The following is a 12,682-nucleotide window of genomic DNA, read 5'->3' on the forward strand; positions in this document are numbered from 1 at the left end:
TCCCCGCTGGCCGTCGCCCGCGGGGATTTTTTGTCGCGCGGCGCTGTCTTCGGACGGTCTAGCCAACGGCTCACTTGTCCAATAGAACGGCGCGCGGCGGTAGGGTCTGGAATTTTTTCGAGAGGTGGCATGATTTCATTCGCACGCACGGCCCGGGCAGGCGCCGCTTCGCTCTTGCTGATCGCGACGGTCCTGGCCTTCAGCCCGGCGCGCGCCGATGACGGCTTTCCGTTCGGGACGGAAATGCAGCTCGATGTCGGCCGCCAGCCCGGATCCAAGCGGATTCCCAATCTCGAGATCGGCGACAAGGGCGAGGTGGTCCTGGAACTCTGGTGCAAGGGCGGTAAGGGCCAGTTTTCGGTCGCTGGCAATACCGTGATCTTCGTTCCCGGCGCGATGGAGAACCGCACTTGTCCGCCGGATCGCGCGCAACAAGATGATGAGCTGATTGCGGCACTTACCGAGGCCGGCACCTGGAAGCGGCAGGGCGATTTCGTATCGTTCATCGGCGCAAAGACGCTGCGCTTCCGCATCAACACGAACTAAATCGGAACTTCGGTCAGGGCGTCGCGATCAGGCCGCTGGCGGTGGCAACGACCCAGCGTCCGCCCCAGCGCACGATCGATTCGACGCGTCCGATTCCGGGAATGGTGTCGCCGCGTGCGGCCATCCTGATACCGTCGGGGCCTTCGAGAACGGCAGTGCCATCCCGAACATCGACAACCGTCCAGCCGGAAATGGTGGTCGGCTTGGTTTCCGGCGCCGCCACCAAAGGCTGCGGCCGCATCGCAATCGGCGAGGCGCTCGCATTTGCCTGGGAGGTCGGGCCCGCAGACGGACGTGCACCGGCCGACAACACGGCGGACGGCTTGGGAATGCTTCCGACGATGGCGGGCGAGTCTGAGGTGGATGCGGTCTTCCGGGTGCCTTCAACCTTGCCGCTCGACCGTGCTTCAGCCATGCGCGGCGCGGGCGCTTGCGCAACAGTTTCAAGGCCGAGCGTGCCTGCCAACTCGGGCCAACTCAGGCCACCGGCCCATCCGAGCCCAAAGCTTGCCGCCACGGCCGCGGTGACCAGCAACACGTTGCGCGCCCGGTCGCGAAATGACTCCCGCACCACCAATACGTCATCGCGATCGGGCACGAGAAAATCCCACGAACCCGCCGGCTGCTCCGGCCCTCGGCCGTCAACCACATTCCCCGACAAGATGCTTTCAACGGTACTCGGCTCGCGGTCTTGCATGGTGTGACCCAGGTTCAGCTAGCCGATGATGTTCCTTTAAACTGAATCGAGTCTTAACAACCTGGCAATCGAACTGCTGCAGCGAGCTCGGTTGACAGGAAAGATGTTCGTCTGGGTCATTGGCGTCGAACCGTATGACGCGAAGCACCCAAAGCGGACACCGACCTCTTTGGCAACCTATTAAGTCAGCATCTCTGACTTGTGGTTCGCCCTTCGCTGATGATGTAGTTTTTCTGGTGTGACGCACGCAACATTGTGGCGCGAGGCTTCACTCCAGTCCCCATAACTGACCGCCCATTGCGATTTGCGTCTCTTGCTGCATACAGCTTGGGAGGAACTCGCATGAAAAAGTTGCTGCTAACGGCGACCGGCTTGATTGCGCTCTCCATTCCGGCAATGGCCCAAAATACCGAGGTCCGGGTGATGCCCGATACGCTCACCTGGAAGGATAATCCAGCTTTTCCGAAGGGCGTTCAGATTGCGACCCTGGTCGGTGATCCGACGAAAGCGGGCGAGGTTGTCGTCCTGCGCATCAAGTTTCCACCTAACTTCCAGATGCCTCCGCATACGCATCCCTATTCCGAAGTTGTTACAGTCATAAGCGGTGACGTCGGCAGCAGCCATGGTGAAAAATTCGAAAAGAAGGGTGATCTCCTGAAGCCAGGCTCGCTATGGGTGTACCCCGCAAGACACCCGCACTACGCCTGGACCGGAAACGAGGAAGGGATACTTCAAGTCCAATTTATCGGCCCTGGTGGCATCGATTACATCAATCCGGCTGACGATCCGCGCAAACAGTAGCCGCTTGCATTGCAAGAGCCCGTCTCAAGCGGACACTTGCCTGCACGGTATTCACAAGGGAGGATGTCATGCAATCTTCTCCAAAATTGGCGAGCGCAGCACTTGCCCTGTGCATGGTGGTGTTGTCGTTTGGCTCCAGTGCCTTGGCCGAGCCGAAAGCGGAAGTGGCGGCGGCGACCTCGGGATGGGGCCAGGCTCTTGGCGAAGGCGATCCCGAAAAGGTGTTGCCGCTCTATTCGGACGATGCCGTGCTCTGGGGCACACTGTCGCCGACCGTGCGCTCCGACCGGGCGGCGCTACGAGACTATTTCGTGGGCGCCTTCAAGGTTCTGCCCAGCCTCAAGGTCACCTTCGGCGATCAACTCATCCGCGTGTACGGGAATGCAGCAGTCAATACTGGCTACTACACGTTTTCTTATGTGAAGGATGGCGAGACGAAGACCTTGCCCGCGCGCTACAGCTTCACCTATGTCAAGAACGGCCAGCGTTGGCTGATCGTCGACCACCATTCCTCGGCCATGCCATCAACCTCGAGGTAGCTGGCTAAATCATCGTTACTTCCACACCGACTTGTCGGCGTCCCAGCGCTGGCCCTTGAACTCCTTGGCCAGCGCTTCGAGCGAGCCGTTGTCGTCCTTCGGCTCGCCGCCTTCCTCGTCGCCGGTGGATTCTTCCGACACATGCAGTTTTGGGTCGGCGCCTTCATCTGCGGTCGTGATCACCGGGCTCGAGATCCACAGCATCAGCCGATCGGTGGCGCCCGGCTTATCCGGCGAGATCAGCGCGGTGATCTCGACAGTTGCGGTCAGCGCGAGCGCGGGATAGATCGGGCTCGGCCGCTTGAAGCTCAGCGTCAGTTTTCCGGTGTTGGCGTCCCACTCGGTGCCTGCGGGCTTGGCGGCGAGCGTTTTCGCGAGCACGCCTGAAATGGCGGACGCGATCTTGTCCCTGTTGATCTTGTCGCCGTCGCGCCACTCGGCTGCGGCAAAGCGGATGGTGCGGTCCATTTCGATGCTGCCACTGGTCCATCCCGCGGCGACCACGCCGGGCATCGACTTCGCCTTCGCAATCAGCGCTGCGGCGCGCTCCGGATCGACCGTCAGATTGATGGTCTGCTCGCCGGCGCGCAGCGCATCGCAGGAGATCGAAAGGCTGGAGAGCCCGACTTCGACGGCCTCGCCCTTCAGGCTTTTCAGGAAATCCAGCGCGGCGTCGAGCTTGACCCGCACGCCGATCGCTTCCGGCGAGACGTCGGTAAAATCCTTCGGCGCCGGCGTGATGCCGTCGTCGCTGGTCTGGTTGTCCAGAAATTCCTTCTCGCTGAGATCGGAATTGTCGGTCGAGGTCACTTCGGTCACGGTCTGGCCGATGCTGATCTGGCCGCGGAACTCGAAGGTGTCGCCGACAGGCTTGCGCACCAGCTTGACGGTAACCGGCAGCTTGTCACCGAGGCTCTGCGTGGAGCCGGTCAGGTTCTGGCCGCTGACGGCGAGGTTGGCGACGAAGCGGTCCTTGCGGTCCGCACCCTTCGCGGCGGGGTAGCAGACGTCGAGGGTAGCGGCGGTAACGTTCTTGCCCTGACGGGTTTCCTTCAGAATGACATCGGCATTGCCGTCCATCAGCCCGTCGATCGCGGTGAAATAGCGCGTCTCGGTCGCGCCCGGCGCGGTCTTGGGCTGCAGTTTCATCTGGGCGAAGGCGAGGTCCGAAGCGGCCGTGACAACCGCCAGGAGCAACAGAGCGGCGCAGAGAAAAAATCGCATGCGAACGGCCTCGTTATGGCGGGGGGTGAATGCGTTCACTTTCCCAGAACTAGCCCGGATTCGCGACTTAATTTTTGCCCCGCATTTCCCGTCTAACCGCCGGATCTGGCGGAGGCCGTTTTTTCGCCGAAATAGAAGCCGGTCACGGCGCCCACCAGGCCGACGAGAGGTGTGAGAACCAACTCGATCACGACCCGAATGGCCTTCAGCTCGTTAGTTTCCGGCGTGCAACTATTCGCGACGTGGCAGCCATAAATTGTGATTAGGCCAGTCACGACGACCGCCGCGACCACACCGACTAATGTCCACACCAGCCAAAGCGCAATAGTGCCGCGAATGTTCTCGCGGTCGGGCGTCGGATCGTAGGGCTTCTCGATGATTTGACCTGCGGTGGCAGGTACACTTGCTGTACGTCCTGTAGTTGTTGCCCCAAGCGTATTCAGATCCTGCACGTCAGACATCGGTGCCCCCAAAGACCGGTGCTACGAGATTGTTATATGCGGGAGACCTTCTTGAAGGTCTTGTTGCTTTCTTCGATCAGGATCGATGCGCCGGCGGCTTCCTTGTCGGAAAGATATTTTTCGCGGACGATCGCATCTTGCAAGACGGTGTTGGCCGATACACCACGCTGCTTCGCCAGATCGACCAGTGCATCAAACAGCTCTTTGGGAAGGTCCGCAGTGATCTTAACGGGCTCGTTTGGGTCAGCCATTCGAAAATCTCCGGTTACCGGCAAATATAAGCCGCGTCCGAGGTGGCGTGAAGTAGGTCGGAAAAATATTGGACTGAACGAAAAAGCCCGCCACCTTGCAGGCGGCGGGCTGGTTTTGCAGCGGAAGTAGTCGGACTGAAGGCTCTCAGAAGCCCATGCCGCCCATTCCCCCCATGCCGCCGCCACCGCCGGGCATCGCCGGGGCGGGCTCCTTCGGCAGTTCGGCGACCATGGCTTCGGTGGTCACCAAAAGGCCGGCTACCGACGAAGCGTCCTGCAGCGCGGTGCGCACCACCTTGGCCGGATCGATGATGCCCTTGTCGACCATGTCGACATATTCCTCGGTCTGGGCGTCGAAGCCGAAAGTCTCCGACTTGTTCTCCAGGATCTTGCCGACCACGATCGAGCCTTCGACGCCGGCGTTTTCCGAGATCTGGCGAACCGGGGCTTCCAGCGCCTTCAGCACGATATTGATACCGGCCTGAACGTCGGAATTGTCGTTGTTGATGCGGCCGACCGCCTTCTTGGCGCGGAGCAGCGCCACGCCGCCGCCCGGCACGACGCCTTCTTGCACCGCCGCGCGGGTCGCGTTGAGGGCGTCCTCGACGCGGTCCTTCTTTTCCTTGACCTCGACCTCGGTCGCACCGCCGACCTTGATCACCGCGACGCCGCCGGCGAGTTTTGCAAGGCGCTCCTGCAGCTTCTCGCGGTCGTAGTCCGAGGTGGTCTCCTCGATCTGCGCCTTGATCTGGGTGACGCGGGCCTCGATGTCCTTCTTCTTGCCGGCGCCCTTGACGATCGTGGTGTTCTCCTTGTCGATCACCACCTTGCCGGCGCGGCCGAGCATGTTGATGGTGACGCTTTCGAGCTTCATGCCGAGTTCATCGGAGATGAGCTGACCGCCGGTCAGGATCGCGATGTCTTCCAGCATCGCCTTGCGGCGATCGCCAAAACCCGGCGCCTTGACGGCGGCGACCTTCAGTCCGCCGCGCAGGCGGTTGACCACCAGCGTCGCCAGCGCCTCACCCTCGACGTCCTCGGCGATGATCAGGAGCGGACGGCCGGACTGCACCACGGCCTCCAGCACCGGCAGCATCGACTGCAGGCCGGACAGCTTCTTCTCGTGCAAGAGCACGTAGACGTCTTCCAGCTCGGCGGTCATCTTCTCGGCGTTAGTGATGAAGTAGGGCGACAGGTAGCCGCGGTCGAACTTCATGCCCTCGACGATGTCCACTTCGGTCTCGAGCGACTTGTTTTCCTCGACCGTGATGACGCCTTCATTGCCGACCTTCTGCATCGCCTGCGCGATCATCTTGCCGATCGCAGTGTCGCCATTGGCCGAGATGGTGCCGATCTGGGCGACCTCGGAGGAGGCGGCGACCGGCTTGGCGCGCTTCTCGAGGTCCTTGACCACCGCGTGAACCGCGATGTCGATGCCGCGCTTCAGATCCATCGGGTTCATGCCGGCGGCGACCGCCTTGCCGCCCTCGCGCACGATCGCCTGCGCCAGCACGGTGGCGGTGGTGGTGCCGTCGCCTGCGGTGTCGTTGGTCTTGGAGGCGACTTCGCGCAGCATCTGCGCGCCCATGTTCTCGAACTTGTCCTCGAGCTCGATTTCCTTGGCGACGGTGACACCGTCCTTGGTGATGCGGGGAGCGCCGAAGCTCTTCTCGATCACGACGTTGCGGCCCTTCGGACCGAGCGTCACCTTCACCGCGTTGGCGAGAACGTCGACGCCGCGCAGCATGCGGTCGCGGGCGTCGCCGGAAAATTTAACGTCTTTGGCAGCCATTTGAGTTGCTCCTGGAAAATGGACCTCATCCTGAGGAGCGGGCCTCGCCCGCGTCTCGAAGGATGATTTGTGAAAGCCGGGCCCTTCGAGACGGCAGCTTCGCTGCCTCCTCAGGGTGAGGCAGGGTGCCTTACGTCAGCACGCCCATGATGTCGGACTCCTTCATGATCAGGAGTTCCTCGCCATCGAGCTTGACCTCGGTGCCCGACCATTTGCCGAACAGCACGCGGTCGCCGACCTTGACGTCGATCGGAATCAGCTTGCCGGCCTCGTCGCGGCCGCCCGGGCCCACGGCGGTGACTTCGCCCTGCGACGGCTTTTCCTTGGCGCTGTCGGGAATGATGATGCCGCCCTTGGTCTTCTCTTCGGCATCGATGCGCTTGACCACGACGCGGTCGTGCAGTGGACGGAATTTGGTTTTAGCCATGACGTCTCCTCTTGAAGTTCCTCTGGGAGGCTTAGGTTTCGGGTCTGTACCACTCGAAAATGGCTGGGAATGCCGGTATTCGACGCCGCCCCGGGGCGGGGCAGCACAACCCTTAGCAATCATTGTATTTGAGTGCTAAACGTGGGGCCGGGGAATATGTCTTGGCGCTGATCCTGTCAAGCAAACAAGGAGATTAAAGCCTTGGTGAGGCCAATATAGGATGGTGCTTCGGAAACCAAATCGGTGCAGCGGCGTCATTTCAACCGACGTCATTGCTCCGGCAGGCTTTTTGCGGTTGGCTGCTTATCGGCTGCTTGACGGGAGCGGCCAAGTGATTGCTCGGGGGAATGCGATGATCAGCTCACGTAATGCGCGTACGGTTGCCAATCTGGCGATCGCGTCGGCGCTTTCGATCTTGCTGGCGGCGTGCAGCAGCATGAGCCTGCCGTCGCTGTCATCCAGTCCGCCGCCCGAGCCTGAAGTCGCGCCGGAAATGCCGGCAACCGTCCGCGCCGACGAGATCGTCGGCCGCTGGGGCCTTGCCTCGTTCCAGAATCCCAATGACCGCGCCCGCACCGAGGCCGCGGCGCGCGGGGCAGTGCAAGCAGCCCTACGTGATCGGCGCCGGCGCCAATGGCGGCGTGGTCATGCATCTGGCCGATCAGGCGACGCCGCAGGAACTGCGCCTTAAGGGCAGTCCGAGCGGCAAGAACTATATCGGCCCGCCCGGTCCGGCCGGCGGCGACCAGGACCGCGAGATCGTCTCGTTCGACGGCCGTGTCATGGTCACCCGCTTCATCGAAAAGGATGCCGCGGTCCGTTACGGCAACATGGTCTATGTCCGCTGCGCGCCGCGGGCGTGATTGGACGTCCCTCCGACGGTGGAGGACGGACAACCTGGCAACAAAAAAACGCCGGCATCGCTGCCGGCGTTTTGTTTAGCGCGCGTTAACCAGCCCGATCAATCGAACAATGCGTCGATGTCATTCTGCGAGGCGTGACCGTCGTCGCCGTCCATCTTCGGGCCGTTGAGCAGCTTGGCATCGCCTTCGCGGGTATCGACGATCGGGGGGGCGTGCGCCTTGATGGCATCGACGCCACCCCAGATTTCCATCATCTCGACGATATGCTGTTCGATGAACCTCATCGTGTTCATCACCTTGCTGATGCGCTGGCCTGTCAAGTCCTGGAAATTGCAGGCCTCGAAGATTGAGACGACGCGTTCCTGGATCTCCTCGCTGAGCAGCTTCTGCTGGTCCGGAGAAATGTTCTTGGAAAGCGCGGTCGCCGCCTGGTCGATCGCTTCGGTGGCTTCCAGAATCTGCTGGGTGGCCTGTTCGGTGCCGCCGACGACGGCGCCGAGTTCGCCATTGACCTTGGCCATTTCCTGGCCATCAAAGCTCTTGCCGTGCAGGGTGGCGATTTCGCGCTTGGTGCGGTTGATGGCGTCGTGAATGAGGTCGAGCTCGACCTTCAGCTTCTCGCACTGCTCGATCTGCGCGCGATAGGTTTCCAGAAGCGCGTGGGACTCGGCGACTTCGCGGATAATGTCCGCGCTCTCGGTCGAAGCGGCGCGGGCGTGGCCGAAGCCGGCCATCTGTGACCGGATCGCGCGCAGCTCGGCCATGATCTCGCGATGCATCGGGCCGATCTCGCCGCCTTCTGTAGGCATGACAATTGGCGCATCGCCCAGAATGGCTTCGATACGAAAACGTTTGCGATTTACCGACATGAGTTTTTCCCACCCCTTCATTGCCCGCGTGTTCTAAACCATGGCGATTTAACGTCAGGTTCACGGCGCAATATCGCGCGTTGGCGCTTTGCCCGCGGCCGCACACCAGCGATTAACCATGAGGGGAGCGCGTTCACGCAAAATAAACGCTACCGGACAAATCCGGACGCGCTTGCCGACGTGGTGAATCGAAACACGGCTTCTGTTTACCAAACCGATTAGGTTTTGATTTGTATTGATCGCGCGCAGCGGCGCTCGTCGCGCTGCGGCGCCGCGAACCCGCAGTGACGAACAGTACAGAGTACGTCGATGTCCGGAAAAATCCTTGTTGCGCTCTTCGCGAGCGTGTCTTGCCTTTGCTTCGCCAGTGAGGCTGCAGCGATCGACGCCTCATCATCAGCTGAACCCACCGTGATCTACGCCCGCCAACCGGCGCCGGTGCGCATGGCCTCTGCCCAACGCTCCAACATGGGCGGCGGCTTCATCGAATTCCTGTTCGGCGATGCCCCGCAGGGCGGGCGCTATCAACAAGCGCCGGCCTATCAGCAGCAGCCGGATTACGGCTATGGCGGGCGGCGCGCGTTGCTGCCGCCGATGGATCCGCAGCAGTCGATGCGGCGCGAGGAGGAGGAAGCATTCGACCCTGCGCAGCACCGGCTCGATCCGAAATATGAAAAGCAGGTGGTCGAGTATCACGGCAAGGAAAGCCCAGGCACCATCGTGATCGATACCCCGAACAAGTTCCTGTTCCTGGTGCAGGGCGACGGCAAGGCGCTGCGCTACGGCGTTGGCGTCGGCCGTCCCGGCTTCACCTGGTCGGGCGTCAAGACGATCTCGGCGAAGAAGGAATGGCCGGCCTGGACGCCGCCGCCGGAAATGCTGGCGCGCCGCCCTGATCTGCCGCGGCACATGGAAGGCGGCCCGCAAAATCCGCTCGGCGCGCGCGCTATGTATCTGGGATCGTCGCTGTATCGCATCCACGGCTCCAACGAGCCATGGACCATCGGCACCAATGTCTCGTCCGGCTGCATCCGCATGCGCAATGAGGACGTGATCGATCTCTACGGCCGCGTCGGCGTCGGCGCGAAAGTAGTAGTGATCTGATACGAGCCGCAAAAACAGTGTCGTCCCTGCGAACGCAGGGACCCATAACCACCGGTGCTTGTTGCCTGGCAGGCTGCGGCTCAAACCGCCGCGATTACGTACATCCGTGGTTATGGGTCCCTGATCGCGCTTCGCTTGTCAGGGACGACAGCGGAGGAAATCAAAACGGCCGCCTATCGGGCGGCCGTTTCGTTTGATCGCCGACGCGCGTCAGGCGTAATCGCCGTCACCGCCGTCACCGCCGTCACCGCCATCGTCGCCGTCGAAGCCATCGGCACCGTGATCCATGTCATCGTCATCGTGCGAGGCTTGATCGAAGAATCCTTGCCGCGAACCACTGTCATCATTGTTGTCGGCGCGTCGGCTCGACGACCCGATGTCGTTGATTCCGGCCTCGCGCGCGAGATCGCCGCCGGACTGATCGCCCCACGGCCTGCGGTCTTCGACACCGCCGCTGTGGTTTGCCGTGTCGCCGAACGCTTGATGATTGCCGCCGCCGCCCATCATCCCTCGAATGCTGTTGAGCAGCAGCGATCCGCCGACCACGCCGGCTGCGGCTGCTGCCGCCGTGCCGAGGAATGAGCCGCCACCGCCGCCTTGCTGCGGCTGCTGCGCGCCATAGGGCTGGCCGTAAGCCGGCTGGTTATATTGTCCGGGCGGCGGCGTCTGCTGCAGCACCTGGCCGCTGTTCCACGTCGGGCGGCCGCCCATGTCGGGCGCGCGAACGTTGGGCACCGAGCCGTGCTGCTGATTCTGCCCGAAGATCGCGTCGCGCATCGAATCGAGGAAGCCGCCGGGTTGGTTTTGCTGGCCCGCCGCCGCTTCCAATTCCTGGATGCGCGTGTCGGCGCGCTTCAGTGCCTCGTCCTGCACCAGCGCGGTTTGCACCAGCGCATAGACCGCGTTGGGCGCGTTGCGCAGGCCCTCCATGATTGCGGACATGGCCTCCGGATCGCGCTTGGCGCTCTCCAGCTTGGCGAGCCGGTCGAAAAGATCGTCAATCAGTTGGCGTTCTTGCGGTGTCATGGCCCTCTCCCTCGCGTCGAATCGTGATCGACGCGCCCAAGGATGTAAGGAAGGCTTTGTGTCGCAAGTAGTGGGCGGCCGAATTAAATTTTGGTATGCGACAAAACGCCAGGCGGCTTTCGCGGATATCTGTCAACTCAATGTGATTCTATTCGCCGCCAGCAATGTCGGGAATCGATCGCTTGCCAGAAATGCGTGTTCCGCTTCGCGCTGGGTGGTCAGGGGATCGAGGCCCTCGAGCGTTTCGTCGACAAAGCCGGGGTGGCACATCACGAGCCCGCCTTCCGGCTGCCCTTCGAGGAACTGTCCCATCAGCACGCCGAAATCGGGCTCTTTCGAAAAATCATAGGCGCCGTCGAAGGCGGGGTTGAACGGGATCTTCGCATGAACGGCGCGCTTGCGAAATTGCGCGCTGAGAACGTCGAGCAGCAAAGCCTTCGGCGCGCTGAGCAGTTGGCCCAACGGCTTGAGGCGTCCGCCTTGGCGAACCCAGGCGCTAGGGGCCGCCTCCTTGACCGCGTGCAGAAAAGCGTCGCGCACCCCAGGGAAGAGTTGCGCGTGCTGATGGCCGTCGACGAAATCGGGCGCGCGGCCGAACAGGTCCTTGAAGGCTGCAAGCTGGGCTGCGAGTTCGTCTTCGATCATTTCGGAATCGAGCCGCCGCAGCAGGCCCGCGCGCAGCAGTTTCGGAAACGGCAGGAACAAGCCGCCGTCGACCGGCCTGAAGTGCATCGTCAGCGGACGAAACGGCGCAGTCAGCGTCGCATGCAGTCCGATCGCGCATCGCGGGCTCGCCGCCGCAACCTCCTGCAACGCGGCGACTTCGGCGCGTCCGATCGCGGCGCCGACCACCATCACCGAGGTGGCATTGAGACGGCCGCGGCCGATCAAATCGCGGATGGCGCGGTTGACGCCTTCGGCCAGCCCGTAATCGTCGGCGCATAGCCAGATCCGGCGCGGCGGCGCGGCATCGTTCATTCGGCGGCGGTCCGTTCGGTGGCGCTGGCCGCCGTCTCGCCATCGGCACGCTTCTCGTTGTGCTCGGCGACGAAGTAGATCGGACGCGCCTTAAGCTCGGAAAGGATCTTGCCGATATATTCGCCGACGATGCCGATCATGATGAGCTGCACGCCGCCGATCGTCATCATGCCGATCATCAGCGAGGGATAGCCGGGGACCTGCTTGCCGGTGGTCCAGACCTCCCAGAGAATGGTGAGGCCGAACAGGAAGGCGCTGATGGCGAGCAGCACGCCGAGCAGGCTGGCAAAGCGCAGCGGCGCCACCGAGAACGACGTCAGTCCCTCGATGGACAGGCCAATCAGCCGGCCCGGGCTGAACGTGGTGACACCGTGCGCGCGTGGCGCCGGCTCGTAATCGACGCGGATCTGGCGGAAGCCGATCCAGTTCGACAGGCCCTTGAAGAAGCGGTTGCGTTCGGGAAGCTGCCGCAGCGCGGCCGCCGCGCGCGGCGACAGCAGGCGGAAGTCGCCGGCGTCCTCGGGGATCTTCTGCCGCGCGCCCCAATTGATCAGCGCGTAGAAGCCACGTACGGCCTGGCGGCGGAGGAACGATTCATTGTCGCGATGCGCCTTCGCCGTATAGACGACATCGTAGCCGTCATCGATCCAGTGCGCGACGAGCTTTTCGACCAGGCTCGGCGGATGTTGGCCATCGCCGTCCATGAACAGGATGGCGCCGCGGCGGGCATGGTCGAGCCCCGCCATCAGGGCCGCCTCCTTGCCGAAATTGCGCGACAGCGAGACGACCTGCACGTCGAGCGCATCGGCAGCAAGCGAACGCGCGATCGCAAGCGTGTTGTCGGCGCTGCCGTCGTCGACATAGACCACTTCGCAGACGAGGCCGTAGCGCGCCTTCAGCGTCTTGGCGAGCCCGATCAATCGCTCGTGCAGCAAAGCGAGCCCTGCTGCCTCGTTGTACAGCGGCAGGACAATCGACAAGCCTTTCGCCGCCGCGCTGGCTGCGGTCGTCGTCAGGCGGGAAACGTCAGAGCCGAGCGTCATCAATCAGGTCCCAGATTATCCAACCATATATGTTACCTGCGAGATGCTGTCGCAACGATGA

The 12,682-nt window shown here is 62.5% G+C and carries 14 protein-coding genes and 1 pseudogene; 5 read left to right on the forward strand and 10 right to left on the reverse strand.

The window, feature by feature from the left end; translation table 11 throughout:
- Positions 1–129 precede the first annotated feature (129 nt).
- Entirely contained in the window at positions 130–546 is a 417-nt protein-coding gene (locus V1273_RS06035) for an META domain-containing protein (protein ID WP_334409029.1), read from the forward strand.
- A gap of 13 nt (positions 547–559) precedes the next feature.
- Here the strand turns inward: V1273_RS06035 and V1273_RS06040 are convergent, their stop codons facing one another.
- A complete protein-coding gene (locus V1273_RS06040; RefSeq protein WP_334409030.1) occupies positions 560–1,144 on the reverse strand; it encodes a hypothetical protein in 585 nt (194 codons plus the stop codon).
- Between the two features lie 441 nt (positions 1,145–1,585).
- Here V1273_RS06040 and V1273_RS06045 point away from each other — a divergent pair, with 441 nt between their 5' ends.
- Complete coding sequence (locus V1273_RS06045; protein ID WP_334383639.1) at positions 1,586–2,044, forward strand: cupin domain-containing protein; 459 nt, start codon at positions 1,586–1,588, stop codon at positions 2,042–2,044.
- 68 nt (positions 2,045–2,112) lie between these two features.
- The gene (locus tag V1273_RS06050) at positions 2,113–2,583 is read left to right on the forward strand and encodes an SgcJ/EcaC family oxidoreductase (RefSeq protein WP_334366714.1); all 471 of its coding nucleotides are present in this window, start codon (positions 2,113–2,115) and stop codon (positions 2,581–2,583) included.
- A gap of 15 nt (positions 2,584–2,598) precedes the next feature.
- Here V1273_RS06050 and V1273_RS06055 read toward each other — a convergent pair whose 3' ends face one another.
- The 5 genes from V1273_RS06055 to V1273_RS06075 all read right to left on the reverse strand — a co-directional run bounded on the left by V1273_RS06055 (position 2,599) and on the right by V1273_RS06075 (position 6,738).
- Positions 2,599–3,807, reverse strand: a complete 1,209-nt coding sequence (locus tag V1273_RS06055) for a hypothetical protein (RefSeq protein WP_334409031.1) — start codon at positions 3,805–3,807, stop codon at positions 2,599–2,601.
- Between the two features lie 92 nt (positions 3,808–3,899).
- On the reverse strand, positions 3,900–4,268 hold the full coding sequence (locus V1273_RS06060; RefSeq protein ID WP_334409032.1) for a hypothetical protein: 369 nt from the start codon (positions 4,266–4,268) through the stop codon (positions 3,900–3,902).
- A gap of 32 nt (positions 4,269–4,300) precedes the next feature.
- Positions 4,301–4,519 carry a hypothetical protein gene (locus V1273_RS06065; RefSeq protein WP_334366717.1) on the reverse strand — a complete coding sequence of 73 codons (219 nt, stop codon included), beginning with the start codon at positions 4,517–4,519 and terminating at the stop codon, positions 4,301–4,303.
- A 145-nt stretch (positions 4,520–4,664) separates the two neighbouring features.
- Complete coding sequence (gene groL, locus V1273_RS06070; protein WP_334383636.1) at positions 4,665–6,311, reverse strand: chaperonin GroEL; 1,647 nt, start codon at positions 6,309–6,311, stop codon at positions 4,665–4,667.
- Between the two features lie 130 nt (positions 6,312–6,441).
- On the reverse strand, positions 6,442–6,738 hold the full coding sequence (locus V1273_RS06075; RefSeq protein WP_065731467.1) for a co-chaperone GroES: 297 nt from the start codon (positions 6,736–6,738) through the stop codon (positions 6,442–6,444).
- A gap of 352 nt (positions 6,739–7,090) precedes the next feature.
- Between V1273_RS06075 and V1273_RS06080 the strand changes: the two are divergent.
- Positions 7,091–7,601: pseudogene (locus V1273_RS06080) on the forward strand (hypothetical protein).
- A gap of 98 nt (positions 7,602–7,699) precedes the next feature.
- On the opposite strand, the gene V1273_RS06085 reads toward V1273_RS06080, so the two are convergent.
- Positions 7,700–8,470 carry a protein phosphatase CheZ gene (locus V1273_RS06085; protein ID WP_334366719.1) on the reverse strand — a complete coding sequence of 257 codons (771 nt, stop codon included), beginning with the start codon at positions 8,468–8,470 and terminating at the stop codon, positions 7,700–7,702.
- A 309-nt stretch (positions 8,471–8,779) separates the two neighbouring features.
- On the opposite strand from V1273_RS06085, the gene V1273_RS06090 reads away from it, so the two are divergent.
- The gene (locus tag V1273_RS06090) at positions 8,780–9,574 is read left to right on the forward strand and encodes a L,D-transpeptidase (protein WP_334366720.1); all 795 of its coding nucleotides are present in this window, start codon (positions 8,780–8,782) and stop codon (positions 9,572–9,574) included.
- 210 nt (positions 9,575–9,784) lie between these two features.
- Here V1273_RS06090 and V1273_RS06095 read toward each other — a convergent pair whose 3' ends face one another.
- The 3 genes from V1273_RS06095 to V1273_RS06105 all read right to left on the reverse strand — a co-directional run bounded on the left by V1273_RS06095 (position 9,785) and on the right by V1273_RS06105 (position 12,621).
- Positions 9,785–10,600, reverse strand: a complete 816-nt coding sequence (locus tag V1273_RS06095) for a DUF2076 domain-containing protein (RefSeq protein ID WP_334409033.1) — start codon at positions 10,598–10,600, stop codon at positions 9,785–9,787.
- 132 nt (positions 10,601–10,732) lie between these two features.
- Positions 10,733–11,578, reverse strand: a complete 846-nt coding sequence (locus tag V1273_RS06100) for a ChbG/HpnK family deacetylase (RefSeq protein WP_334409034.1) — start codon at positions 11,576–11,578, stop codon at positions 10,733–10,735.
- Positions 11,575–12,621 carry a glycosyltransferase family 2 protein gene (locus V1273_RS06105; RefSeq protein WP_334366723.1) on the reverse strand — a complete coding sequence of 349 codons (1,047 nt, stop codon included), beginning with the start codon at positions 12,619–12,621 and terminating at the stop codon, positions 11,575–11,577. The genes V1273_RS06100 and V1273_RS06105 overlap by 4 nt, the downstream gene beginning before the upstream one ends.
- Between the last annotated feature and the right edge of the window lie 61 nt (positions 12,622–12,682).

It is taken from the genome of Bradyrhizobium sp. AZCC 1721, from assembly GCF_036924715.1.
Classification (GTDB): domain Bacteria; phylum Pseudomonadota; class Alphaproteobacteria; order Rhizobiales; family Xanthobacteraceae; genus Bradyrhizobium.

Excerpts from the sequence above, each read along its gene's own strand:
- V1273_RS06075 (WP_065731467.1), bottom strand. The coding sequence starts at position 6,738 with ATGGCTAAAACCAAATTCCGTCCACTGCACGACCGCGTCGTGGTCAAG.
- V1273_RS06095 (WP_334409033.1), bottom strand. The coding sequence starts at position 10,600 with ATGACACCGCAAGAACGCCAACTGATTGACGATCTTTTCGACCGGCTC.
- V1273_RS06065 (WP_334366717.1), bottom strand. The coding sequence starts at position 4,519 with ATGGCTGACCCAAACGAGCCCGTTAAGATCACTGCGGACCTTCCCAAA.
- V1273_RS06105 (WP_334366723.1), bottom strand. The coding sequence starts at position 12,621 with ATGACGCTCGGCTCTGACGTTTCCCGCCTGACGACGACCGCAGCCAGC.
- V1273_RS06035 (WP_334409029.1), top strand. The coding sequence starts at position 130 with ATGATTTCATTCGCACGCACGGCCCGGGCAGGCGCCGCTTCGCTCTTG.
- V1273_RS06060 (WP_334409032.1), bottom strand. The coding sequence starts at position 4,268 with ATGTCTGACGTGCAGGATCTGAATACGCTTGGGGCAACAACTACAGGA.
- V1273_RS06055 (WP_334409031.1), bottom strand. The coding sequence starts at position 3,807 with ATGCGATTTTTTCTCTGCGCCGCTCTGTTGCTCCTGGCGGTTGTCACG.
- V1273_RS06100 (WP_334409034.1), bottom strand. The coding sequence starts at position 11,578 with ATGAACGATGCCGCGCCGCCGCGCCGGATCTGGCTATGCGCCGACGAT.
- V1273_RS06045 (WP_334383639.1), top strand. The coding sequence starts at position 1,586 with ATGAAAAAGTTGCTGCTAACGGCGACCGGCTTGATTGCGCTCTCCATT.
- V1273_RS06050 (WP_334366714.1), top strand. The coding sequence starts at position 2,113 with ATGCAATCTTCTCCAAAATTGGCGAGCGCAGCACTTGCCCTGTGCATG.
- V1273_RS06090 (WP_334366720.1), top strand. The coding sequence starts at position 8,780 with ATGTCCGGAAAAATCCTTGTTGCGCTCTTCGCGAGCGTGTCTTGCCTT.
- V1273_RS06085 (WP_334366719.1), bottom strand. The coding sequence starts at position 8,470 with ATGTCGGTAAATCGCAAACGTTTTCGTATCGAAGCCATTCTGGGCGAT.
- groL (WP_334383636.1), bottom strand. The coding sequence starts at position 6,311 with ATGGCTGCCAAAGACGTTAAATTTTCCGGCGACGCCCGCGACCGCATG.